We start from the raw sequence: 25,530 nt of genomic DNA on the forward strand, positions 1-25,530 counted from the left end.
GATTGATTGTTAAAAGTTAGCCAGTTCAGCTGTGAGAGAGACGAACGTTTGCTGTTCCATAATCTCTCATTCCAGCTTTCCCCCGGAGACGTTCTTCAGATCGAAGGCCGAAACGGTGCAGGCAAAACCACGTTACTGCGGATTATTGCGGGGCTGTCTTCCCATGCCCGTGGTGATATTTTCTGGAACGACCTTCCTCTCGCTTCTGCTTACGCGGACTTTCGTCTTGCCAGTTTTTTCCTGGGACATAAGCCCGGCGTGAAAATGGATCTATCCCCTCTGGAAAATATGCACTGGCGCCTTCAGCTGAAAAACATCCAGCCGGTTGAGTCATTACTGTGTGAAGCACTTGAGCAGGTTGGTCTTTATGGCTACGAAGATATTCCCTGCAGTCACCTTTCTGCCGGACAATTACGACGAGTGACATTTGCTTGTCTGATCGCCAGCAAAGCAAAGCTCTGGATTCTGGATGAACCGTTTACCGCCATTGATATTGATGGTGTGGCATGGCTGGAAAGTTTGATTGATGAGCACGCCACCAACGGTGGCATGGTGTTGATTACCAGTCATCAGCCGCTTTCAGACCGTAAAGGAAATCTGCGCAAATTAAAGCTGGAAGACTTTGCCGGAGATGCTCTGGAGGTTTTCGATGGCGACTACTGAGCAACAATCCATGAGAGGCGGTGCTGCGTGTCTGGCACTGATAAAACGAGACCTGACTCTGGCCTTTCGATCTCCCGGGCAGATTGTAAATCCCATGGCGTTTTTTCTGATGGTGGCGTCGTTGTTTCCACTAGGTATTGCGCCGGATCGTGATGTGTTGTCTCAATTGGCACCAGGGATTATCTGGATTGGTGCCTTGCTATCTGTACTGATGTCTCTGGATTCACTGTTCAAGAGTGATCAGGATGATGGCTCCCTTGATCAGTTGTTGATGTCGCCACACCCGCTGCCCCTTCTCGTGCTTGCCAAAGTCTTCAGTCACTGGCTTACCAGCGGTTTCTGTTTGACGATTATGGCGCCGTTGCTCGCCATTATGTTGCACTTGCCTGCCGATGCGATTCTGCCTTTATTCGTGACCTTGTTGTTAGGTACTCCTGTCTTAAGTCTTGCCGGTGCCATTGGTGCAGCCTTAACGGTTCGGATACAGAGAGGAGGTGTGCTTCTGACCTTGCTTTCTCTGCCTCTTTATATTCCGGTACTGATTTTTGCTACTGGCGCGGTCAATGCAGCAGCAGAGTCTTTGCCCTGGAACGGCCACCTTCTATGGTTGTCTGTATTTTTATTGCTTGGCCTGTGTTTGGCGCCGTTGGCAGCGGCTGGTGCGTTAAGAGTGATAAATGAGTGAACTCACTATTATGTATTGACTGAGAATAATGTCATGATTTGGTCAATGTGTTGAAATAGCACCGGATTTCCAGCATTGTGTCGCAGTGGTATTTTCTATTTTGTGGAAATATCGGACAGTATGCATCTGTACAAAGAACAAGATGATGAAGTGGACTTTTTTTCATAAGTTGGGATCTCCCAAGTGGTTTTACGATATCAGCGGTAAGTGGCTGCCCTGGCTGCAGATTACGTCGTTGTTATCCCTCGTTGTTGCTCTGATCTGGGGGTTGGCATTCACACCTCCGGATTATCTTCAAGGCAACAGTTATCGAATTATTTTTATTCACGTTCCGGCGTCATTCCTTGCCCAGGCTATTTATATGATGATGGCAACGGCGGCGGCCGTTTTGCTGATCTGGCGAATCAAGCTAGCGGACATGGCGCTGAAAGTGATGGCGCCCATTGGTGCCTCGTTCTGTATTTTATCTCTCGCTACCGGCGCGATCTGGGGGCAACCGACCTGGGGAACCTGGTGGGTGTGGGATGCACGTCTTACCTCCATGTTGATTTTGTTGTTCCTCTATATTGGTATCATCGCCCTGCGAGGCGCCATTCAAACCTCCGAAGTGGCGGCTAAAGCCTGCGCCATTTTGAGTTTGGTGGGGGTGGTGAATATTCCGATCATTAAGTATTCCGTAAACTGGTGGAACACCCTGCATCAGGGCGCGACCCTGAAGTTGACGGAGAAACCTTCCATGGCACCGGAAATGCTGTGGCCGCTGTTGCTTTCTATTCTTGGTTTTTATCTGTTCTTTACTCTGGTGATGTTTCTGCGGCTGCGGGTTGAAATCCTCAGTCGTGAAAAGAAAACCCGCTGGGTAAAAGCGCTGGTGGGGGAGTAATCGGCAGTGTTGTATTTCGAAAACTGGTCTGAATTTCTGGCAATGGATGGGCATGGCTTCTATGTGTGGAGCGCCTATGCCGTTGGCTTGCTGGTGGTCATTTATAATGTGTTATCCCCTATGATGGCCAAACGAAAAGTGATTGCCAGTATCCAACGGCAGGAACGATTAGCGAAAGGTGTCGGGAAGATGTCCTCAATAACAGAAAGCTCTTTATTGCAAGACGGCAGAGGTGCGCAATGAACGCAGTCCGTAAACAGCGTTTGATTCTAGTATTGTTGCTACTGCTGGGTGTCGGTGCTGCCGTTACCTTGATGCTGTTTGCGCTTCAGGAAAACATCAATCATTACTTCTCGCCCGCACAAATGGAATCCGGTGAAGCGCCCACAGGCCAACGGGTTCGCGGTGGAGGATTGGTGGTGCCCGGATCGGTGGAGCGTGATACTGAAAGCTTGCAGGTGAGTTTCCGCATCAGCGATGGCGCTGGTGAGGTGACCGTATTATACGACGGTATTCTTCCAGATTTGTTTGTCGAAGGCTCCGGCATTGTGGCAACCGGGATGCTGAATAAAGAGGGTGTGTTTACCGCCTCTGAAGTGTTGGCGAAGCACGATGAAAATTACATGCCGCCGGAAGTACAGAAAGCCATTGATGATGCCCATCCAGGCTATTCATCTCCGAGCTATTCGTCTCCAGCGCTTCAAACCTCCGCACGGGAGCTGGAAGTGCAGCAACTGGAGAGCCTGAATAATGGTGGCTGAAATTGGTTTGCTGGCGCTGTCCATCGCTCTGTGCCTTAGTCTGTTGTTAAGTGTTTTACCGTTGTGGGGTAGTTTCAACGGTAACCTGCGTTTAATGAATCAGGCGCGTCCCCTGACGTGGGGATTCTTTGTGTTTGTCGCGTTTTCATTCGGTTGTCTGATCTGGACTTTTGTTACTGACGACTTCTCCGTTGACTACGTAGCAAAACATTCCAATAGTCTGTTACCGCTGCAATATAAAATCACAGCCACCTGGGGCGGGCACGAAGGTTCGTTGCTGTTGTGGGTTTTGATTTTGGCGGGCTGGATGGCGGCAGTTGCCTTAAAAAGTTATCGACTGCCACCGGAATTATCGGCTCGCGTGTTGTCGGTGATGGGCATGGTGTCTGTTGGACTGTTGTTGTTTACTTTGCTCACATCCAGTCCTTTCAATCGTATTTTACCTTTTCCGCCGCAAGACGGTGCTGACCTGAATCCGCTATTGCAGGATTTTGGTATGATCGTTCATCCTCCCATGCTCTACATGGGGTACGTGGGTTTTGCCGTTGCGTTTGCTTTTGCTATTGCTGCATTGATTGGCGGACAGTTCGACAGTGCCTGGGCTCGCTGGGCGCGTCCATGGACCACAGCGGCCTGGGTTTTCCTGACGCTCGGGATTTCTCTGGGCAGCTGGTGGGCATACTATGAACTGGGCTGGGGCGGCTGGTGGTTTTGGGATCCGGTTGAAAATGCGTCCCTGATGCCTTGGTTGGTAGGAACGGCGCTAATGCACTCACTGGCCGTGTCTGAAAAACGTGGTCTGTTTAAAAGCTGGACGTTGCTGCTGGCCATCTTTGCCTTCTCGCTCAGCTTGTTAGGCACCTTTTTGGTTCGCTCCGGTGTACTGACGTCGGTTCATGCGTTTGCCAACGATCCTGAACGTGGTGTGTTTATCCTGATTTACCTGATGGTGGTCATCGGTAGCTCGTTAACCCTGTTTGCGCTGCGCGCTCCAGAAGTCCGCAGTCGTGTTCAGTTCACCCTGGTTTCAAAGGAAACCCTGTTATTGGTGAACAACATTATACTCACCGCCAGTTGTGCAACGGTGTTGCTCGGAACACTGTTCCCACTGCTGTTGGAATCGCTGGATATGGGCATGATTTCCGTAGGCCCTCCGTACTTTAATACGGTGTTTGTGCCCATGGCGATGCTGCTGGCTTTTGCCCTGGGTGCTGGCGTGTTGCTTAACTGGAAAACCGGCTCTGTGAAATGGCTGTATCAGCAGACGCGATGGATTCTGCTGACCAGTGTGATTGGCGGCTTGGCTTTCAGCCTGATATACGGCAACAGCTTTATGATCAGCGAAGTGCTGGGGATCGGGTTGGTGTTTTGGATTGTTCTGACCATGGGGAAAGACCTTCTGAACAAGACCCGCCATGCCCGGGCGAAATCCGGTGTTGTGGTGGCACTTAAACGACTAAAACCTGCTTATTATGGTATGCAACTGGCACACATTGGTTTGGCGGTTGCTATTGTGGGTGTGGCGATTGTCAGTGGCTACAGCAGTCAGCGTGACCTTCGTATGGCGCCTGGCGACACGGTAGACATTAGCGGTTATCAATTCCGTTTCGATGGCGTTCGCCCGGTGCAAGGGCCGAATTACACTTCGGATTATGGCTCAATTACCGTGTACGAACATGGTCGTCAAATTGCGGTGTTGCATCCTGAAAAACGCGTCTATACCGCACAGGCCATGCCCATGACCGAAGCGGATCTGGATCCGGGCATTACCCGCGATCTTTATGTTGCTCTAGGTGAACCATTGGGGAATGACGGCAGTTGGGCGGTTCGGATTCATATCAAACCCTTTGTGCGCTGGATTTGGGCGGGCTCAGTACTGATGGCATTGGGTGGCATTCTGGCTATTTCTGATCGTCGCTACCGGTTTAAAGTGCGTTCGAAAGTACTTAACAAGGGGCGTGAAGGCAGCTCGGATTTTAAAGGAGCTAATGCATGAATCGTCGTCTAAAGCTGTTTCTGCCGTTGGCGATTTTTCTGAGCCTTTGCCTGATGTTTTATATCGCCCTGTTTCGCGATAACAAAGGTGAACTGCCCTCGGCATTGCTGGATAGTCCGCTGCCGTCGTTTTCTTTAACGACGGTGAAAAATCCTGCCAGAACCGTCACCCGTGATGATCTGTTGGGAGAAGTGGCGCTGCTGAATGTGTGGGCAACGTGGTGTCCGGCTTGTCGGGTGGAGCATCCCTATCTGGTGGATCTCGCCAATAAGGGTGTGCCCATTTACGGCGTGAACTACAAAGATGATCAGCCGGAAGCCAGAAAGTGGCTGAAAGTGCTTCATGACCCATACCGTTTCAGCATTAATGATCAGGACGGTTCTTTAGGGATTAACCTTGGCGTTTACGGCGCACCGGAAACCTATCTGATTGATCATCAGGGCATGATTCGCTACAAGCACGTGGGCATTGTGGATGCCAATGTGTGGAAAAACGATATTGAGCCTAAATACCGGGCTCTGGTTGAGCAGGCACAGCAGAGCAATAGCGGCGAGAATAGCAGCGAGGCTGATCCATCATGAGAAAGGTGTTGATACAGTCTCTCTTGGCGTTTACAGCGCTACTGTTTATGGGTAGCGCTTACGCCACCATTGATTCCTATGAGTTTGATAATGCTGCACAGGAACAGCAGTTCTTTGAATTAACCAATGAGCTGCGTTGCCCAAAGTGTCAGAACCAGACGATTGGCGATTCCAACGCCCCCATCGCTCAGGATTTACGTCGTGAAGTCCACCGGATGGTAGTGGATGGTACGGATAACGACACCGTTATTGATTTTATGTTGGCTCGTTACGGCGATTTTGTGCTCTACAAACCACGCTGGACCGGTGTGAATCTGGTTTTGTGGCTGGGGCCAGTCTTTTTATTGTTGATCGGGCTGATAGTAGTTCTGATGGTGGCACGAAAACATAAGACATCTGTTGTTAATACTCAGGACGCAATGCCTGAGGAAGCGTTGACGGAAGAGCAGGAAAAGGCGTTGGAGCGTCGATTGCAACAGTTCCAGTCCGATGAAGAGTCAGGCAATCCGTCTTCCGGGGAGAAAGAGGCATGATGGCGTTCTGGTTAATTTCTCTGGTGATGATTACTGCTGCAGTACTGCTGGCAGCCTGGCCATTGTTGAAAAGTCGGGTGACTGAGCCGCAAGAGCAGATCAATGATGAAACTGCGAATATTTTGAATTTCAAAGAGCAGATTGCAGATCTTGATAGTCAGGTTGATCAAGGGCTGTTATCAAAAGAAGAAGGCGATCGGCTCAAGCTGGAGTTAAAGAAAAAATTGGCAGAAGAGTTGGAAAACCCTGCTCAAGCCAGCAGCCGGTATTCAAAACTTAAGCAGCCGGCAGTGGCTGTCATGATTGCCGTGTTGATTCCTGCCCTGGCTATTTTGCTCTATTTCCGTCTGGGGGCTTCAACGGAAATGGCGGTCATTGATGTGATGGAAAAGGGTGACCACAGCAGCGAGCAGATTGAACAGATTCTGGAATCCTGGGTGGAAAAACGCCCGGAGAATAATCAGGCGCTGTTTATGCTTGGTAGTCACTATATGCGCACCGGTAAAATGGACGAAGCGTTAAAAACCTATCGTACACTGGTGCGTGTCAGCAACGGTCATCCACAGGTGACAGCGGAACTGGCTCAGGTTCTGTTTCTTGCATCAAATAATGTCATCACCCCTGAGGTGCGTCAGCTTTATCAGCAAACCTTGAGTAAGGATGGCGAAAACACCACTGCTCTGGGCTTGCAAGGCATTGATGCATTTTCCAATGGCCAATATCAGGAAGCCGTTACCGCGTGGCAGACAGCACTTCGCCTTGAAATGAACCCAACGGCGCGTCAATCCTTGACTGCGGGTATCAATCAGGCAAAAACCATGCTGGGTGAAACCGTGGTTTCTATAAGGGTGCAGGTTGCTCTCTCGGATGAGTTAAAAGATCTGCCAGAAACGGCGCGGGTGATTGTGTTTGCCAGGGTATCGGATCAACCAGGCTCACCGCCGGTGGCCGCTATTCCCATGAGATTGACGGATTTGCCCGGCGAGATTGTGCTGGATGACAGCAGCGCCATGATGATGGGCGGGCAATCGCTGTCTTCACTGGATAAACTGGATATTACGGCTCGGCTAAGTCTGTCTGGCGATGTGATGACACCGGATTATCAGGTGCATGCGAACGGTGTGAATACTGATTACTCTGATCCGGTTAGGTTGGTGATCGCTCCAGCTGGATAAATGGCAGGTGAACAGAGCTGCCAGATTGAGCCTACGGAAGTATATGATTCATGAATGAAACTATCGTGCCCAATCGTTGTCAAACCTGTAGTCGCTAATAAATAGGTATGGAGTTGAGATGATTACAGGTACAGGGCAGCTGATTCCAAATGAGCACTTAGTCAATTCAGGATCTATTGCCTCCGGCAGAGGGGAAGATGCATCATTCGGTTCATATAAGGTGTCTATTGCGAAGAGGGATAAATGTAAAGTGTTGGTGGCGCTCTATAATCATTCACGCCCAATGGGTTCATCCTTTTTATCTTTAAGAGCAAACCTGCAAATAGATAAAGATGATGCTGTTTCATTGATGAATTCAAAGGGACTTTGTTATCCGGAAATGTTAAATGGTCGTTTCTTGGGCGTTGACCTGTCCAAAGAAGTTGTAGATGTTCAGGCATATGAGAAAGTGAATGGTCAAGGAAGTGTGCAAAAAGCACTTGAGTGCAGACATTGTGGTGTGGGAGAAGCCTGCAGGGCAAAGTATGTACCAGAAACAGAACTAGAACAGTATTGTTTCAATTATTTTACTGAACAAAAATCAGAGCTACACAAACTGTGTCTGGATTATACAAGAGAATGTATCGTACGGCATAATGCGAAGGGTGAGACTGACTTTCAGGGCCCGGGGTTGGGAGCTCAGGCCGCATTTCGGATAATTCAGGATTATGAGCAGGTTATGGCTGCAAACCTTGAACCTATCTGAAATGCAGCTGTAAAGTGTTATTCACTTCCAATACAAAAAATGCCTTTCTAAATTCGGAAAAGGCGACTTTTCTATTAACTGTGGTAACGTATAAAATTCAACATCGAATCGCTATAACAAGGAACCGGAGCCCGAAACGAAAACGGTAATGGCTGGTTTACCCAAGTAGAGATAGCGGAAACCATCAAATACTGGTCAAACACGGGCCCGACAGTTAAGAGCAAAAGGAAACGATGCGTTTAAAATCCATCAAACTGGCCGGATTCAAATCGTTTGTGGATCCTACCACTGTGCACTTCCCTTCCAATATGTGTGGGGTTGTTGGGCCGAATGGCTGTGGTAAATCCAATATCATCGATGCCGCACGCTGGGTAATGGGGGAGTCTTCCGCCAAACACCTGCGTGGCGAATCCATGACCGACGTTATCTTCAAAGGTTCCAATAGTCGGAAGCCCGCTAACCAGGCAGCGGTAGAGCTGATTTTTGATAACAATGAAGGTCGGGTGACGGGGGAGTTCGCGGCTTATCGGGAGATTTCCGTTAAGCGAACTGTGAATTCCGATGCCAAAAACACCTATTATCTCAATGGCAGCAAATGTCGCCGTAAAGACATTATGGATATCTTTCTGGGCACCGGTCTGGGTCCGAGAAGTTACGCCATTATTTCACAGGGCATTATCTCCAACCTGATCGAATCCAAGCCGGAAGAGCTTCGTGTCTTTATTGAAGAGGCCGCCGGTATTTCCCGCTATAAAGAGCGTCGCCGGGAAACGGAAAACCGTATTCGCCGAACCAATGAGAATCTCGAACGTCTGACTGACCTTCGGGATGAACTCGGCCGTCAGCTTGGCCATCTGCAGCGACAGGCGCAGGCTGCAGAAAAATACAAAGAATTCAAAGCCGAAGAACGACTGAAAAAAGCGCAGCTGCAAGCGTTGCGTTGGCAAACCATTAATGAAGGCGCCGAATCTCAGGAGCACGCGATTCGCGAGTTTGAAGTTCAATTGGAAGCGGCGATCAGCCAACAGCGTTCTGCTGATGCGGCCATGGAAGATGATCGTGTGCAGCAGATGGAGCTGAGCGATCGATTCCACGAAACCCAATCCAGTTATTATGCCACCGGTAATGAAGTCACCCGGGTTGAGCAGACATTGCAGCACCGGGAAGAGCGTGCCAGAGAATTAAGCAGTGACCTGCGACAGGTAGAACAAAACTGGGAAGAAGCCCGGGAGCAACTGGCGGATGATCAGCAACAACTGGAAGCGTTTCAGGAAGAGCTGATTGAGCTGGAGCCGGAGCTGGCCATGTTACAGGATCAGGAAGCGGATTCTGGCGATGTATTGGCTCAGGCTGAAGACAATATGCAGCGCTGGCAGCGGGAGTGGGATCAGTTTAACCAGAAATCCCATGAGCCCAAACGGGTGGCTGAAGTCGAGCAGTCCCGTATTAATCATGCTGAACAAGTGATGGGGCGCTTGCAGGAGCGGGAAAGCCGTTTAAGAGAAGAAGCCTCAGCTCTGGGTGGTGATGAGGATCTCGAAGAACTGACGATTCTTTCCGAAAAGCTCACAGAATTGGAATTGACCTCCGAAACCGTCGAGATGCGTATCGAAGAGTGTTCTGAGGCGCTGGAAAAATACCGTGAGCAATCTCAAAACTTCACCGCCGAGCTGGACAGCAACCGTGATGAGTTGAGTATGGTGCGTGGTCGTCATGCATCATTGGAAGCGCTGCATCAGGCATCCATGAATGAAGACACCGGCACGATCGAGTGGCTGGAGCAGCAGGGTCTGACAGGCAACAGTCGCCTGATGGATAAATTACAGGTAGACAGTGGCTGGGAGCGTTCCGTTGAAACGGTGTTGGGCGACAGTCTGCAGGCGGTTTGTGTGGACAGTCTTGATCCCGTGTCAGAAGCACTCAATGGTTTGGAGCAGGGTTCACTGGTGTTGCTGGAAGCAGCAGGCCAACAACAGCACAACCCTTCATTAAGTGAGTTACCGCTGCTGGCGGAGAAAATTCAAAGTGGACAGGATGCACTGACTCTCTTGGCAGGTGTGTATGCTGCAAATTCCCTGAGTGTTGCCATGTCGCTGCGGACGAAACTGCAACCGGGTGAATCCATCATTACCCAGGAAGGTATCTGGTTATCTTCCAACTGGTTGCGTGTCAGCCGAGGTGTGGACAGTCACGCCGGTGTGCTTGAGCGACAGAAAGAGATGGAAGCGCTGGCAGAAAAAATCATCACGCTGGAAGACAGCAGTCAATCTCTGAAAGCACAGCTGGCGACAGCGAGAGCAGAACTGGAAAAACAGGAAGGGCAGCGGGAAGAACTGCAAAAGCAACTGTCCGGTTTGAACCGCACTCAGGGCGAAGTCAGGGCTGACCTCGGTGCCCGTAAAGTGCGACTTGAACAGTTTGCCGAACGTCGTCGTCGATTAGACAGTGAGCTTCAGGAAGCGCGGGAACAGTATCAGCTTGAGCAGGAAGTGATTGGCGAATCCCGAATGCGCCTGCAGGAAGCGCTCGACAATATGGAAGACGACATTGAACGTCGGGAAGTATTGCAGGAGCAGAAAGAAACATTGCAGAAGCGGCTGGAAGAGGTTCGTCATCAGGCACGGTTTGATAAAGAACGTGCTCATCAGCTGGCTTTACGACAACAGTCTATTAACACTCAGATAGCGTCTTTAAAAGCGGCTATTGAACGTTTGAGTCAGCAAGCCACCAAGCTTCGTGAGCGTAAAGAGTTTCTGCTGGAGTCGGTGTCGGAATCAAACTCACCCGAAGGTGAGTTGAAAGCGCAGCTGGAAGAATTGCTGGGCCGTCGTCTTGAAGAAGAAGAGCGCATGCAGCAAGCACGGATCGCGCTGGAAGAAGTTGAGCAACAAATTCGCGCCGGAGAAAAGATTCGTCACGGAGCCGAGCAGGAAGCGCAGAAAGTTCGCGAGCGATTGGAAAAGCTCCGTATGGACTGGCAGGGCATGCAGGTTCGTCGCACGACACTGGCAGATCAGTTGAAAGAGGATCAGTTTGATCTGGAAACGGTTCTGGAAAATTTGCCGGAAGAGGCTTCAGAATCCCAGTGGGAAGAGGAGCTGCAACGCATCGCCTCCAGAATTGAACGACTGGGCGCAATCAACCTTGCCGCTATTGAAGAATACGAAACTCAGTCAGAACGAAAGCGTTATCTTGATGCGCAGAATGAGGATCTGACGTCTGCGCTGAATACGCTGGAAAACGCGATCCGAAAAATCGATAAAGAAACCAGACAACGATTTAAGACTACCTTTGATAAGGTGAACTCTGGTCTGCAGGAATTGTTCCCACGGGTGTTTGGTGGTGGTCAGGCGTATCTGGCACTCACCGGTGAAGATCTACTGGATACCGGTGTCGCTATCATGGCTCAGCCCCCAGGCAAGAAGAACAGTACTATTCATCTGCTGTCCGGTGGTGAAAAAGCACTGACGGCGATTGCTCTTGTCTTTGCTATCTTTCAACTCAACCCGTCACCTTTCTGTATGCTGGATGAGGTGGATGCGCCATTGGACGATGCTAACGTGGGACGTTATGCGAGGATGGTGTCAGAGATGAGCGAAAAGGTGCAATTCGTCTACATTACTCATAACAAAATCGCTATGCAGGCGGCCAGTCAGCTTGTCGGAGTAACCATGCACGAGCCTGGTGTATCCCGTCCAGTCTCTGTTGATGTTGAACAAGCGGCGGCAATGGCCGAACTATAGAAGGGCTCAGGCAGAAGGGTGCAGGCGATAAATGGGTATATTTACCTTAATGTCTTTGCTTAATTTATTGCGTTTTTATTGATATATTGCAACGCTAAGATTATTGCATGCTATTGCAATAACATTGTTGTCTAGAGCTTTATGGAACAGGCAGGTATATGGATCTGCGAGATTGGCTAATACTGATAGGAATACTGGTAATCATCGGCGTGCTCGCTGATGGCTATCGCAGGATGCGGCTGGCCAGAAAACGGTCGTCTGAGCTGAACTTTGGCCTCGAAGATGTCAATGGTGGTGAGGATGAATTTTCCAGTGAGCTACCCAATGGTGGCGCCCGTTCACTTGCCTGCAGGGAAGTGACTCGAGAGCGAATGGAGCCTGGTTTTTCAGCGGATGATGGCGTTGATGAGAACTATGAGAGTAGAGCCTATGAGAGTAGAGCAGCAAAGCCAGCACCGGTAAAGGCGGCTCCCACGACTACTCAAAATGCGTCTTCAGCTCGTGTTGAACGCTCAGAGTTTAAAGCGTCGTCAGACAATTCTGGCTATTTGAGTACTGTGGAAATAGACGAGCCTGTACCACCTGTTTTGATGAATCTGGATGTCTCATCAAAGAACATTTCAGGGAGTGAAAACGTGTCGAATAGAGATTCTATCTCAGCGGATGATAGCCTAAGGGCCCAAAAAGCAGATGGCGAGACTCTGCAAAAAGACCGTGTGTCTGAGGGGCCTGCTCATCCACAAACTGAGTTAAAGCTGGAAACCAGCAAACCGGAAAAACTGAAAGATCGCCCAGCGGCCAGTGACGTTATTGTGATTAACGTGCTCTCCCGTGGCGGTGTGTTTTTCTCCGGTGAGCAACTGATGCAGGCCATGCTCTCATCGGGTATGCGCTATGGCGATATGTCTATCTTTCATCGTTATTCCAACAGTGATGGTACAGGCAAGATTCTCTTCAGCATGGCGAATGGCGTTAAACCCGGTACGTTCGATATTAATAATCTCGAAGCTACTGAAACGCCTGCCCTCAGTATGTTTATGAGCCTTCCTGGCCCTGAAAAGCCCATGCAGGCTTTTGCATTAATGGAAGAGACCGCAAGACGTCTGGCTCTCGACCTGGGCGGTGAATTGAAGGATGAGCAGTTCAGTGTGATGACTCAGCAAACACTGGAACACTGTCGTCAGCGTATTCGTGAATACGAGCGCAAGCGTCTGGCGACACAACCTTCCCATTGATTACGTAGGTCGGTTTTCCGAAGGAAAGCCGACAATCTATATCAGAAAATTGTCGGCTTTCTCTTTGAAAACCGACCTACTGTAAAATGAGTTTCATGAGTATTCCCCCTTCTTCAGATACACCTTCTCTCGAATCCATTGAACAGGAAGTCCAGCAGCTTCGGGAACAGCTCAATAGTCACAACCATCGTTATTATGTGCTGGATGAACCAGAGGTGCCGGACAGCGAATATGATCGTTTGTTCGCCCGACTTAAACAGTTGGAAAAGGACTATCCGGATCTGGTCACTACGGATTCGCCCACGCAGCGTGTGGGTGGTGCACCTTTAAAAGCATTTGGTCAGATTCGACATGAACTGCCCATGCTTTCTCTTGATAATGCTTTTGATGCGGAAGACCAGGCTGATTTCAACCGCCGTATTAAAGAGCGTCTCAAAACCAGTGATGATATTGAATACGCCTGTGAAACCAAGTTGGATGGTATTGCCGTCAGTCTGTTGTACGAGAATGGTCTTTTTATTCGTGCAGCGACTCGTGGGGATGGCACAACTGGAGAAGATATCACCCAGAATATTCGCACTATTGAGTCTATTCCACTGCGCTTGTTGGGTAATGACTGGCCTCAGAGATTGGAAGTGCGTGGTGAAGTCTATATGCCCAAAGCTGGCTTTGAACGGCTAAATAAGCAGGCGATAGCTAAAGATGAGAAAGTATTCGTAAATCCACGCAATGCGGCAGCGGGCAGTCTTCGGCAGTTAAATTCCCGTATTACGGCAAAACGCCCGCTGACTATTTATTGCTACAGTGCCGGTATTGTGGAAGGTGGTGAATTACCACAAAAACACAGTGAGATTCTTGAGCGGTTCAAAACATGGGGCTTGAGAGTCAGCCCAGAGCTGAAAGTTGTAAACGGTGTTCAGGCCTGTGAAGACTATTACACGGCGATGGCCGAAAAACGTGAAAGCCTGCCTTATGAAATAGACGGCATTGTCTATAAAGTGAATTCATTGGCTCAGCAACAGTCCCTTGGTTTTGTGGCAAGGGCTCCCCGTTGGGCCATTGCTCGTAAGTTCCCTGCACAGGAAGCAGTAACGACACTCAAAGATGTGGAGTTTCAGGTGGGCAGAACTGGGGCGATTACTCCGGTAGCTCGCCTTGAGCCGGTGTTTGTCGGTGGTGTGACGGTCAGTAATGCCACGCTTCATAATATGGACGAAATCAAACGGCTGGATATTAAAATCGGTGATCAGGTTGTCATCCTCCGAGCCGGTGATGTGATCCCCAAAGTCAGCAGAGTGGTTCATTCTCAGCGGCCCGAAACGGTTCGGGATATTGTTATGCCTGTTCGTTGTCCGGTGTGTGATTCCGAAGTGGAAAGGGAAGAAGCTTTGGTGCGTTGTACTGGTGGACTTTATTGTTCTGCACAGCGTAAGGAAGCCATTAAACACTTTGCATCTCGTAAGGCTTTGGACGTCGATGGTCTTGGAGATAAACTGGTTGAACAGCTAGTGGATCGCCAGCTGATAAAAACTGTAGCTGATCTTTTCTCGCTGACGGTTAATGAAGTCTCCGGGCTTGAGCGTATGGGGAAAAAGTCCGCAGAAAATTTAATTACTGCTCTGGAAGCATCCCGAAAAACCACATTATCTCGTTTTATTTATGCGCTTGGCATTCGCGAAGTGGGTGAAGCCACGGCTCAGGGGTTGGCTGGTCATTATCAGGATTTGAGCAAACTGATGGCGGCAAACAGTGAAGATCTTCAAACCGTCGATGATGTTGGCCCCATTGTGGCAGGGCATATCGAAAAATTCTTTCAGCAGACACATAATCGTGAAGTGATTGAATCTCTTCTGGCTAAAGGGGTAGAGTGGGAAACTGTGGCTCCTGTCAGTGACGGTAATAGTCAGCCACTGTCTGGTGAAATCTGGGTGCTTACTGGTTCATTGACGTCTATGACCCGGGATGAAGGGAAAGAGATCCTGCAAAGACTGGGTGCCAGGGTAACGGGTTCAGTTTCTGCAAAAACCTCGGCTCTGCTAGCGGGTGAAAAGGCCGGATCTAAGCTGGCAAAAGCCGAAAAGCTCGGTGTAAAGGTGTATACCGAAGAAGACTTTATAAAAATGCGAGAGGCATGGGGCGAGTGAAAGCTGCAACTCACAGATGGTGGATTGTTCTGATAACGGTGGTCTTTCTGACAGGCTGTGCCAGCACAAGGCCGCCTGCCAAACCCAGTAATTTATGCAGTATTTTCAAAGAAAAGCGCAGCTGGTATAAAGACGCCAAAAAAGCCAATGATCGTTGGGGTACCCCAATTCAGATTATGATGGCCATCATGCATCAGGAATCCTCATTCCGTCATGATGTTCGACCGCCCCGGCCATGGTTTCTGTTCATTCCATTGCCACGAAATTCGAGTGCGTATGGATATCCGCAAGCGCAAGATCCTGTATGGGATGAGTACGTTGATGAAGCCGGTGGCTTTTTCTCCAGCCGTGAAGATTTTGGTGATTCCATCGATTTTATTGGCTGGTACACCAACAAATCCCGCAAACTGAATGGCACGTCACTTTGGGCGGCAGACCATCAGTATCTGAACTATCACGAAGGCTGGTATGGCTACCGTAAGGGCAGTTATAAAAAGAAATCCTGGTTGTTGGCGACGGCAGGCTCGGTAAAGCGTCGAGCCAGCAACTATGGTGAGCAGCTGCGAAAATGTAACCTCTGAGTACGATCTGGAACTAAACCTCAATCTATTAGTCTAACCACTTATAAATAGAATAATTGAGGTTTTTCATGGGTTTACTCTTCAAGGATGTGAAGCTTCCTTCATTTACTTACTTCTTTCTGGCCGCCTGTCTTGCAGCTGCTGTGGTATCTGGTGCTGAACGGCAGTTGAATCAGCATTCCCCATCTAATGAAAATACTCAGACCTGGTTGAGCCAGACTCACCCGGACGCGCTTAAAGTGCTGCGATTCTGGTTTGAAGAATGGGAGCTGGATATTCAGCGCGGTGGTGTGGGTCGTTACAATGAAAAGTGGTTTCCTCACGGCCCTGAGGGCACCAGTGGTAGTAAAGTGGTTGATCAAGCCAGTCGGGAAAATTTTCTTGGTTTGTATGATCAGGTGGTTGCCGGTCAGCATCAATGGAATGTTTCTGAAAACCCTTTTGATAACCTCGCCTATATTATTTTGACAGACCAGCTCAGTCGAAATATGTTCAGAGGAAGTGAGCGCGCCTATGCTCATGATGCCCTTGGGCGGGTTGCTGCTGAAATAAATCTTGAGAAAAAACTCTATAAACACTATTTCACGGGATATCAGCAATTATTTGTTGTCTTTCCGATGATGCATCACGAGCACCTTGATTCACAGGTGAAATCCATTGAGTACTTGAAAGCGCTGAATGAAAACGCATCAACACCTTATGCCTTTTTAAAAGCAATGGAAAAAGGATTTCAACATTATCAAATGATTTATATGTTTGGTCGTTTTCCCCATAGGAATGAGGTGCTTAACAGAGAAAGTACGCCCCTTGAAAAATCCTACATTCAAAGGGAGGGAGAAAAAGGATTTATTAATGGCGCCAAGTGGTAATACCAATTCTGTTTTTAAATTATGGGCTGCGCAGCCATTTTGGGCGACTGGATCTGCGTTGAAGTTCCTCGCCATAGCTACGGCTATGACTCGTCGCTTCGTCTTGCCCAGTCGCCCAAAATAACTTGCTCACTCCACAATTTAAAAACGACATTGGTATAAGCGGGTTATTCGAATTCACTGGGTAAAAGATTCGCCTGATCTTTTGGTAATAGGTTAGGCGTCTGACTCTCCTGATCAAAAACAATCACCAGCTCTCCGGATTTGAGCACTGATTTCACTCGCTCTACTTTTCTGGCTAAGGATTCATCATAGCCATTATCCGTTCCATCTCTACTGACAAATTCTTCAATCAAATTGGTCAGTGTTTCTGGCTCCAGCATCTCCCAGGGAATAATCATTATTTATCCATCTCTTTTTTTGAGTTCAGAGACTCGAGCCCTTTCACCAGAAAGTGGTGCCCCGTGTATTCCCACACCACATTAATATCCCAAAGGGCTGTGCCGTGCCGGCGTTCTGAGGTTTCTCTCAAATACGCCGGGCGGGGGTCTTGTCCTAACACTTGCTCGATTAACAGCACAAGGTTTCGACCAGTGCGTTTTTCATAGCGCAGACACTGGTTCATGGCCTCATCGGTAAATTCAACATCCGCCATTTGCATGGGGATCGGCGCAAAGCCACCTTTGGCGTGGGGCAGAGCATCGGCGTAAGGAAGGTAGGGTTTGATATCGATTACCGGCGTGCCATCCAGCAAATCTGCCGAGGCCAGATGTAATTTGAGCTTGCCGTTACCGGATTCAATGCCTTTTAACTCAACCACAGAAAGCCCAATGGGGTTTGGACGGTGGGTAGAGCGGGTAGCAAACACCCCCATTCTCTGGCGACCGCCGAGCCTGGGCGGCCGAATGGTTGGGCGCCAGCCTTCATCCATGGTTTGATGGAAAATAAAATGAACCCAGATATGGGAAAAACCATCCAGACCACGAACCAGATTTTCCTGATTATAAGGCGGCAACAATTCCAGTGTGGCTTCTGCCGCGGTGACAATACCCGGCTGGCGTGGAATACCGAATTTCTGACGATAACAGGAGCGAATAACACCAATTGGCTCAAACTGAAAAGCAGAAGGCTGGCTGGAGGAAATATCTTCTTTCACAATCGGAATGGTGTATCTGGAGAATTCGTTATCATGCCGTTTGATTTGGCAATTAGCAACTCTCTGATGATGCCTGTTTCTTTTGCGACGATGGTCTTCTGAAGGTACACTGCCGAAACAAACAGCAACAATTTTTGAGCAGCCGCAAAGCGATAATAATAATGACAATGATGACTCGATTACTTCTCCTTCTCAGTCTGGTGATATCACCATTCCTTATGCCCCAGGAAGTGAAAGCGAAAGAAACCCAATTCTCCATATTGCACACCAATGATTGGCAGTCTCGCCTGCTGGGTTTTGGCCCCAATTCCGAATATACCCCGAATACGATTAATGACGATCAAACCATTGGCGGCGTGGCACGTCTAGCCACTCTGATTGATGAGCGTCGCAACGCATTGGGCGATCAGCCGGTGCTATTGCTGGACGGTGGCGATATCAGTCAGGGCACATTGTTCCATACACTGTACCGTAAGCATGCGCCTGAACTCCGGTTGATGAAACAGTTGGGTTACGACGCCATCACTCTGGGCAATCACGAGTTCGATTTTCGTTCCGATGGTGTCTCCATGATGTTGGAGGCCGCTAAAAATCACCTTGATGAGCTACCACCAATACTGTCTTCTAACCTGACGTTGCCTGAAGCTCAAAAACATCTTCAGGAAGATGGGACCATTCTTCCATGGAAGATTATTGAAAAGAATGGCATTCGCTTTGGCCTGTTTGGTTTGATGGGCAGAGATGCCGCCGAAGTACTGGCTCCGGATCACAACCCATCGGTATTTGCTGATCAGATAGCGACGGCGAAAGAGATGGTTAAGCTCTTGAGAGATGAGCAAAAGGCAGATGTCGTTCTTCTGATGTCCCACAGTGGCGTGATCAAAATGGAAGATGGCAGCTGGGGTGGCGAAGAAGTTGAATATGCCCGTCAAGTGTCAGGTATTGATGTTATCGTCGGTGGCCACAGTCATACACCGCTGTTTGAACCCATTATGGAAAATGGCACAGCCATTGTTCAGGCCGGCTCTGATACCCGTTTTCTGGGTGAGTTGAATCTGGTGGTAAGCGACACTGGCGATGTTCGTGTGAAGCAGTATCAGCTTCATAAAATTGATGACAGCACCGTTGGTAAGTCTGCAGTGACCGCCCAGGTCGATAGGTTTAAAACATTGATCAACCAGGAAGTCATGACTGGTGATTTTTCTTTTGATCAGCCGCTGGTTCAAACCCCTGAAACTCTGACCAGAGATTATGCCGATCATGCGCTTGGTAATCTGGTGGCCGATGCCATTCGTTATGCCAGCGGCAGTGATATTGCGCTCACAACCAATAGTCTGATTCGTGATGATATGATGGCCGGTGAATCGGGTGTTCAGTCAGTGTCGGATATTTTTCGCCTCCAACCTCTGGGTGTTGGGCCGGATGATCAACCTGGCTATCCTTTGATAAAAATCTGGATGACCGCTCAGGAAATCAGGGGCCTGATGGAAGTGATGTCCTTCGCCTGGCAGGTAAAAGGCGATGATTACTTCCCGCGTTTTTCGGGTCTGCGTTTCACCTACAACTCACTGCGCCCACCGCTGGATCGTATCACTTCTATTGAGCTGGGTTCTGAGGAAACAGGTTATGAGCCACTGGATCTCTCCGATGAAACCCGTTTGTACAGTTTCTCGGCGACCAGTTATGTGGGCGGTTTTGCCTGGACCATTTCTGACTTGAGTTATGGTTTGGTGAACATTGTTCCTAAAGATCGTGATGGCAACCCCGTGGTGGATTTTAACGACAGTATTATTGATAAAGGCCCACTGACGTCTGGCGTCCAGGAATACAAAAACTGGCAAGCACAGGTGAACTTCTTTGCCCAGTTGCCGGATGTTAACGGCGATGGCATTTCTGACATTGTTCTTGAAGAAGGGATTACCTCATCGAGAATGCAGAGTGTTAGTAGCATGAAGCCGGCGGACTTGATCGCTAATGCCACGGCGATTGTCTGGGTTTGCTGGGGCGTTGTATTGTTGCTGGCTATCCTGTTACTCGCGCTTGTCCGTCGTATGACCAGACGATAAAGATGACGAAAGGCTCCGAACGATTACCGGAGCCTTTTTACTTTATGGTTTTCTTTTCAAGGCCTCTTTAATCGCCTGATTTTTTGGATAATTACCGGTGTCGCAGGGGATGTTAAATCGCTCCGAAATCATCACGCAGGTTTCCTCAGCAATGGCGTAATGGGCTTCTGCACTTGGATGCACACTGTCGCTGTAAAATGCCGTTTTCAGTGGAGTAACCTGCGAGAAACGCTCACCAGTTGGTTGCCAGTTGTCGTCGAACGCGGCATTGTTTAACAACTCTTGGCTGACAAAATTCTTTTGTTCTTCAGCCTCTCGACGTTTTTCAGTAATGAAAGCATTGCGTTCAATTTCAACGGCTTCTGCGTCATCCATGCCGGGAATCGGGATGTCCAGAATAGGGTGGACGAAGTCCCATTGTGGATCTTTCCTTAGTGTTGAGAAGACTTCTTCACCATCGATTTTCATTACCCGGTAGCCATGGTTTTCAGGAAATGCTTCCCTTAATAGATTGATCCTCATGCTCAGGCTGGCATTGTATTTCAACCATTTTTCGTGAAGCTCACTTCTCATGGGCGAATTGAGAAACCGCGGTGCTGCGGTAATATCGGGCAGTAAAAAGACAATCACTCGTTGAGCTCCAGCCTGAAGGACATTGTAAATATCCTGTGCTTGTTCCTGGGCGATATCATCTGGGTCATCCCAGTTATTCAGGAAGTCATTGCCACCATTGAAAAAGATAACCAGAGCATCCTGAGGCATTAGACGGAGGGGGATGTCTACTTCTGCCACACCTGTTTCAGCCACGGCGTTTCGGCGCTCATTAAGATAAGACTGCACAATCAAACCTTCGCAGGGTGGTAGTAGGCTACCTTGAAAGGCAGTGACTACAGCATCGAGCATACCGCCAACCGAGCGAAGAAAAGCACCAGGTCTACCCAGTTTACTTTCAGTACAGAGTATCCAACTGCCGGCCATAGCACGGTTATCCAATTGAACTTTATTTTCTTCAGGGAATGACATCATTTTCACCAGCACCTCAGGCCACATCAGATCCATGGCTTTCCCTGTCGTCCATTTACCTTTTTCATAGTGTTGACTGTCGGGTACCAGAGGAATCTGGCCTGCAAAACGGCGGGTAGTGGCCAGTAGGGTGTCTTCAGCCAGCTCGGGTATTTCAGAAACCAGATCATCTTTCACAAGTTCGCTTAATGCCTGGAGCTTGTTGCCAAGGAGCTTGGTGATGGTTTTGATTGGCGTAATTAACTGGGCAAGATAGGAGTGCTCAATTTTGCGAATAAAGTAGTGAGTGTGCTCAATCAGACCAAGCAGGTGATTATCTACTCGGTCTTCAATGGATTTGAGGCTGTCCACAAGGCTGGTAATTAAATCTTCCAGCTTGTTGATCACTCGTTCTTCAAGCCCGGTCATGAGTCGTCTAAGGAAACTTCGTTCTCGTTTTTCTGCCTGAAGCTCCGTTCGATACAAGTCAAATGTCGCTTCAATATTGCGAATGCTACTGGCACGGGAAAAAAACTGGCTAAGGTCTACGGGTGGCTCACCGGTTTGTGGATTGATATCCCCTTTGAGTGATCGTAGAAGGTTAAAAGTCGAAGGGGCATCTTCAGAAGAATGAAAATCATCGCCATTACTGTCTGAGAGGCTATCTCCAAATATCAGCAGTGTTTTTGGTTGCCATCGTTCCGGTTTTACAATCACTGGGTTACTGATATTGAGCATGTGTTCAGCGTTAGATTCCACGGAATAGAGAATAAGAGAGCTGATTATCAGTGAATACAAACGACTTTTCATGACTGACACCTGAAGGTACTTATTATCCAATCAAGTATTAGTCGGAATTGGTCTGGTTGGTTAGATCAATTGGTGATGATGTATCGCACTTTTTTAGTTATACCAATGGCGCTTTTAAATTATGGAGTGACCAAGCACCGGAGGTCATAAACGCAGCCAACAAAGTAGCAACTTGAAAAACGACGGGTATTGTATAGAAGAGATGCTCATCACCATCGACAGCCTAAATTGTCGGTAGTGATGAACGTCAAGAGGATGGTTATCTGTTGATGATGGCCGTTTTGATTCGACCAATGGCTTCTTCCAGTATAGAGCGACTACAGCCAAAGTTCAGTCGAAGGTAGTTTGCATCACCAAATTGTTTTCCTGGTGAAAGCCCAACACCTGCTTGCTCAAAGAACTGGTGCGGATCTTCCAGTTGAAGCTCACTGACGTCTATCCAGGCAAGATAGGTTGCCTGTAAAGGCTCCATGGACAGCCCGGGAATACTGTTAATTTGTTCCATCAGGTAATCATGATTTCCACGGAGGTAATCCAGTAGCGACTGCCGCCATGGCTCACCGTGTCGATAAGCCGCTTTGGTGGCGGCATAACCGATCAATGTGCTGTCCGGTGATGGCACAATACCAGAGCGGGTAGCATTAAACTGATGTCGTACTTTGCCATCGGGAATAATGGTGAAAGCACAGCCAAAACCCGCAAGGTTAAAGGTTTTCGATGGTGACATCAGAGTGACAGAGTGATCCCGTGCGTAATCACTGATCGACGCATAGGGAATATGCTCGGCGTGTCGATCAAGAATCAGATCGCAATGCACTTCATCGGAGCAGACAATCAGATTGTGCTTCTTGCAGAACTGTTCCAGTGCTTTCAGTTCATCCCGGGTAAAGACTCTGCCATTAGGATTTTGTGGATTGCACAGCATTAACAATTTGGTGGAACTGTTGATTTTCTTTTCCAGCCCGTCAAGGTCCAACATCCAGCGACCATCACTCTTTATCCATTCAACACCAATAAGCTCTCGGTTGGCGAGTTTTGGTGCTGTCAGGAAAGGGTAATAAACGGGAATAGGCGAAATAACGCCTTCTCTTTTCCCGGCGTAGGCGCGCACACAAACATTGAGGGCTGAGACTAATCCGGGCATCCAGACAATCCATTCTGGCTCAATATCCCAGTGATACAGGTTTCGACAGCGCTCAACCACCAGCTGTTCCAGCTCACCATCAGGCATGGTGTAACCAAAGACTCCGTGATCAATACGCTCATGCAGTGCTTCAATAATCTCAGGAGCCGATTTGAAATCCATATCCGCCACCCAGAGGGGAATCACATCGGAAGCGAAGCGATCCCACTTGAGACTGGACGTGTTGGTTCGATCAATGACATTATCGAAATCGATGCTCACTGTACTTTCCTTTTAGCATTATTCTTTTTAAGCAGACCCTATTATATGCTTCTTCGCTACAGTTGCCAGAAACGATTCTGTGTAGTTTTCCTTAATGGCCTGACGATTGCCCCGGAACACAATCTCACCCGCTTTCTGCTCCAGCTGATAGTCATACATAGGATCGTAGTAACCGCTGAGCAGTTCGCTGATCAATGGGCTGTAGCCGTCTATTACGCCGTTTTGTTTATGTTGTTCGATGGCAGAATTAAGAATATCAGTGAGTTGCTGATAGCGTTCGCCACCAAGCCTGCGTCGGATTCGATAAAGGCTGCCATGAAGCCCTTCGGTAAACTGTTCAAAGCCTTCTTCATAACCATAGGCATCGACAAACTCTGCCAGATTTTCCGTAACGTACTCTTTCAGGCCGATGTTTACTCGCTCTGCCATGGTTTCTTCCAGAAGAATCAGGAGTGATTCCTGCATTTTATCTTTCATGGTTTGAGGCAAACTGCAGCGGCCAATCAGCTTGCTTTCATCTTCCAAAAGTACTGGCATGCCCGGGTGACGATGGTGGTGTTTCAATAGGGCAATGGCCAAACGGTTTTCAAAATCGATCTGCCCTGGTTGACCACCATAGCGACGACCAAAGCTGGAACCTCGATGATTTGCCAGACCTTCCAGATCAATACTGTAGGGCAACTGTTGTATTAAATAGGTTTTGCCTGTGCCAGTTTTACCGCTGAGGATAATAAAAGGCACTTGTTCAATGGCGCGTTCAAGTTCATCAATCAAAAAGCGTCTTAACGCTTTATAACCGCCTTTGATTAGCGGGTATGGGTGACCAGACTCACCCAGCCATTCCTGAGTAATGTGGGAACGCTGCCCACCACGAAAACAAAAAAGATAACCTTCCGGGTGTTGTTTGACGAAGCGTTGCCAACCTTCCAAGCGCTCCTTGCGAACGTCATCTGTAGCCAGCTTATAGCCAAGTGCCACTGCTGCATCCGGCCCTTCCTGTTTATAACAGGTGCCAATAACTTCCCGCTGGCGGTCGTCCAGAATGGGCAGGTTAGTGGCACCGGGGAAGCTGCCTTTTTCAAATTCAACGGGCGCTCTCACATCCATTAAAGGAATGTCATCCAGAAAAAGGGAGAGAAAGTCTTCGGTATTGGCTCTTGGCATGACAACAGGGTTACGATGTAGGATCAGAACTGCATAGTGTCTTACTCAATGCACTGGCTTGGCAAGTATGGATTGGTGAAAATCTGAGCGGGAGAATGCTTATAATCAAAAAGCTATGCGTTTGTTTAGGCCGAGTGATAGTGTGCTCATTGTCAAGGCCATGATCGAAGCGATCCAAAATGATAATGGGATACCGTTACTGCTGCTCATCAATAGCGGAATTTTGTTGAATACCCAGGGAGCCAGCACAATCGCTGTATAATTCATGGACATCATCAAAGCAAGAGAAAAAGTTGCACGCTTGTTAGCTGATGTAGCTACCGTTTTTTCATAGAGAAATGGCTGAATAGTGCCATAACAAAAACCTGTCACAGCAACACCTGCTGCAAGAAAAAGCCAGTGCCGGCTGAGAGTAAGAAAAATAAGTCCTATTGCTATACCGAAAAAGCAAATGGTAATTAGCTGTTTGGACAGCCATTTGATCAGTCTGTTAATCATTAGGCCCGGAAGCATCATTGCTGTGAAAAATGTCGAAATTAATGCTCCTGATATATCACTTTTAAAATGATCATTCTGCAAAAGAAAGGGTAAGTTGTATGGAATAACCAAAACTATAGCCGTGGCGAAAAAGTAAACGACCATGATAGTAAACAGGCCATTATGTAAGGCTCTTTTGTTATGCAATGGAGACCCTGTCTCACTCACATTGGGTTGCTCGCCCTTGATTTCACCTTGTTTTCTTTTTAAGTATTGGTTTGATAGGAAGTAGAGCAATGACAATGGCAGCACAGGGAAAAGATATACAATGAACGGATAGTGCCAGTCGTATTCGGCTACCCATCCAGTCAGGGCGGTTGCTACAACCAGTGTTAAATTGGTTATGAATGAACTGATACCAAATTGATGTATGCGGTATGGCCCAGAGAATAAGTCATTAATTAATCCGGTAGACTGTGGAATGATGAGACCTGCCCCAACACCCAGCAGCAAGCTGACATACAGTAGTTCATTCATGCTCTGAATGTAAAAATAGCTGGCACCACTAAGAATAAATATCGTTAGCCCAATTGCTAGAAGAATCAGTTTGTTTTCTCTGCTTCCCCAGTGTCCGGAAAGTAGAATAAAAGGAATAATCAGTATTGATGGCAGGGAGGTCATCATTTGCAGATCGGAGTCAGAAACATGGGGAAATATACGGTCTAGATGCCCAAGTATTGGGGATATTGCTAAGCCTGGGAGCGATATCACTGCAGAAATAGACCAGACAGCTATTAGTGTTGGTAATGGAATGCGGTTTTTACCAGTTTCAATGTTCAACATTTTGGCTACCGGT

22 protein-coding genes are annotated in these 25,530 nt (G+C 48.3%); 16 read left to right on the top strand and 6 right to left on the bottom strand.

From position 1 onward, the window contains the following. The first annotated feature begins 6 nt into the window (after positions 1-6). The 15 genes from ccmA (at position 7) to Q1B11_RS01435 (ending at position 16,594) form a co-directional block, all read left to right on the top strand. Positions 7-663: a cytochrome c biogenesis heme-transporting ATPase CcmA gene (gene ccmA, locus Q1B11_RS01365; protein WP_299726198.1), complete on the top strand. Its 657-nt coding sequence runs from the start codon at positions 7-9 to the stop codon at positions 661-663. After that, positions 650-1,348, top strand: coding sequence for a heme exporter protein CcmB (ccmB, locus tag Q1B11_RS01370; protein ID WP_299726200.1), 699 nt, complete (start codon positions 650-652; stop codon positions 1,346-1,348). The genes ccmA and ccmB overlap by 14 nt, the downstream gene beginning before the upstream one ends. A 145-nt stretch (positions 1,349-1,493) precedes the next feature. Then, entirely contained in the window at positions 1,494-2,231 is a 738-nt protein-coding gene (locus Q1B11_RS01375) for a heme ABC transporter permease (protein WP_366139426.1), read from the top strand. 6 nt (positions 2,232-2,237) lie between these two features. Then, complete coding sequence (ccmD, locus tag Q1B11_RS01380; protein ID WP_299726202.1) at positions 2,238-2,474, top strand: heme exporter protein CcmD; 237 nt, start codon at positions 2,238-2,240, stop codon at positions 2,472-2,474. Further along, on the top strand, positions 2,471-2,992 hold the full coding sequence (gene ccmE / locus Q1B11_RS01385) for a cytochrome c maturation protein CcmE (RefSeq protein ID WP_299726204.1): 522 nt from the start codon (positions 2,471-2,473) through the stop codon (positions 2,990-2,992). Before ccmD ends, ccmE begins: the two co-directional genes overlap by 4 nt. Next, on the top strand, positions 2,982-4,988 hold the full coding sequence (locus Q1B11_RS01390) for a heme lyase CcmF/NrfE family subunit (protein ID WP_299726206.1): 2,007 nt from the start codon (positions 2,982-2,984) through the stop codon (positions 4,986-4,988). Before ccmE ends, Q1B11_RS01390 begins: the two co-directional genes overlap by 11 nt. After that, on the top strand, positions 4,985-5,569 hold the full coding sequence (locus Q1B11_RS01395; protein ID WP_299726208.1) for a DsbE family thiol:disulfide interchange protein: 585 nt from the start codon (positions 4,985-4,987) through the stop codon (positions 5,567-5,569). The genes Q1B11_RS01390 and Q1B11_RS01395 overlap by 4 nt, the downstream gene beginning before the upstream one ends. Next, the gene (locus Q1B11_RS01400; protein WP_299726210.1) at positions 5,566-6,102 is read left to right on the top strand and encodes a cytochrome c-type biogenesis protein; all 537 of its coding nucleotides are present in this window, start codon (positions 5,566-5,568) and stop codon (positions 6,100-6,102) included. The genes Q1B11_RS01395 and Q1B11_RS01400 overlap by 4 nt, the downstream gene beginning before the upstream one ends. Further along, on the top strand, positions 6,099-7,277 hold the full coding sequence (gene ccmI / locus Q1B11_RS01405; RefSeq protein WP_299726212.1) for a c-type cytochrome biogenesis protein CcmI: 1,179 nt from the start codon (positions 6,099-6,101) through the stop codon (positions 7,275-7,277). Before Q1B11_RS01400 ends, ccmI begins: the two co-directional genes overlap by 4 nt. Before the next feature lie 118 nt (positions 7,278-7,395). Next, on the top strand, positions 7,396-8,022 hold the full coding sequence (locus Q1B11_RS01410) for a hypothetical protein (RefSeq protein ID WP_299726214.1): 627 nt from the start codon (positions 7,396-7,398) through the stop codon (positions 8,020-8,022). Between the two features lie 233 nt (positions 8,023-8,255). Next, entirely contained in the window at positions 8,256-11,765 is a 3,510-nt protein-coding gene (smc, locus tag Q1B11_RS01415; protein WP_299726216.1) for a chromosome segregation protein SMC, read from the top strand. A gap of 158 nt (positions 11,766-11,923) precedes the next feature. Next, positions 11,924-13,000: a cell division protein ZipA gene (gene zipA, locus Q1B11_RS01420; protein WP_299726218.1), complete on the top strand. Its 1,077-nt coding sequence runs from the start codon at positions 11,924-11,926 to the stop codon at positions 12,998-13,000. 95 nt (positions 13,001-13,095) lie between these two features. Beyond that, positions 13,096-15,144, top strand: coding sequence for an NAD-dependent DNA ligase LigA (ligA, locus tag Q1B11_RS01425; protein WP_299726220.1), 2,049 nt, complete (start codon positions 13,096-13,098; stop codon positions 15,142-15,144). Continuing rightward, positions 15,132-15,725, top strand: coding sequence for a hypothetical protein (locus tag Q1B11_RS01430; protein ID WP_299726222.1), 594 nt, complete (start codon positions 15,132-15,134; stop codon positions 15,723-15,725). The genes ligA and Q1B11_RS01430 overlap by 13 nt, the downstream gene beginning before the upstream one ends. Positions 15,726-15,793: 68 nt before the next feature. Continuing rightward, positions 15,794-16,594: a DUF924 family protein gene (locus tag Q1B11_RS01435; RefSeq protein ID WP_299726225.1), complete on the top strand. Its 801-nt coding sequence runs from the start codon at positions 15,794-15,796 to the stop codon at positions 16,592-16,594. A gap of 167 nt (positions 16,595-16,761) precedes the next feature. Here the strand turns inward: Q1B11_RS01435 and Q1B11_RS01440 are convergent, their stop codons facing one another. Both Q1B11_RS01440 and tsaA read right to left on the bottom strand, forming a co-directional pair. Beyond that, positions 16,762-16,995: a YheU family protein gene (locus Q1B11_RS01440; RefSeq protein WP_067519171.1), complete on the bottom strand. Its 234-nt coding sequence runs from the start codon at positions 16,993-16,995 to the stop codon at positions 16,762-16,764. Beyond that, positions 16,995-17,918, bottom strand: a complete 924-nt coding sequence (gene tsaA / locus Q1B11_RS01445) for a tRNA (N6-threonylcarbamoyladenosine(37)-N6)-methyltransferase TrmO (protein WP_299726234.1) — start codon at positions 17,916-17,918, stop codon at positions 16,995-16,997. The genes Q1B11_RS01440 and tsaA overlap by 1 nt, the downstream gene beginning before the upstream one ends. Between tsaA and Q1B11_RS01450 the strand changes: the two genes are divergently transcribed. Next, positions 17,912-19,816 carry a bifunctional UDP-sugar hydrolase/5'-nucleotidase gene (locus tag Q1B11_RS01450; RefSeq protein ID WP_299726237.1) on the top strand — a complete coding sequence of 635 codons (1,905 nt, stop codon included), beginning with the start codon at positions 17,912-17,914 and terminating at the stop codon, positions 19,814-19,816. The genes tsaA and Q1B11_RS01450 overlap by 7 nt on opposite strands. A gap of 42 nt (positions 19,817-19,858) precedes the next feature. On the opposite strand, the gene Q1B11_RS01455 is transcribed toward Q1B11_RS01450, so the two are convergent. The 4 genes from Q1B11_RS01455 to Q1B11_RS01470 form a co-directional block, all read right to left on the bottom strand. Beyond that, positions 19,859-21,628 carry an SGNH/GDSL hydrolase family protein gene (locus tag Q1B11_RS01455; protein WP_299726240.1) on the bottom strand — a complete coding sequence of 590 codons (1,770 nt, stop codon included), beginning with the start codon at positions 21,626-21,628 and terminating at the stop codon, positions 19,859-19,861. Positions 21,629-21,887: 259 nt separating this feature from the next. Beyond that, the gene (locus tag Q1B11_RS01460; RefSeq protein WP_299726243.1) at positions 21,888-23,033 is read right to left on the bottom strand and encodes a PatB family C-S lyase; all 1,146 of its coding nucleotides are present in this window, start codon (positions 23,031-23,033) and stop codon (positions 21,888-21,890) included. Positions 23,034-23,060: 27 nt separating this feature from the next. Then, on the bottom strand, positions 23,061-24,197 hold the full coding sequence (gene mnmH / locus Q1B11_RS01465; RefSeq protein WP_299726246.1) for a tRNA 2-selenouridine(34) synthase MnmH: 1,137 nt from the start codon (positions 24,195-24,197) through the stop codon (positions 23,061-23,063). 105 nt (positions 24,198-24,302) lie between these two features. Then, complete coding sequence (locus tag Q1B11_RS01470) at positions 24,303-25,517, bottom strand: MFS transporter (protein WP_299726249.1); 1,215 nt, start codon at positions 25,515-25,517, stop codon at positions 24,303-24,305. Between the last annotated feature and the right edge of the window lie 13 nt (positions 25,518-25,530).

Origin of the sequence: uncultured Endozoicomonas sp. (assembly GCF_947495845.1) — a bacterium.
GTDB lineage: Bacteria > Pseudomonadota > Gammaproteobacteria > Pseudomonadales > Endozoicomonadaceae > Endozoicomonas.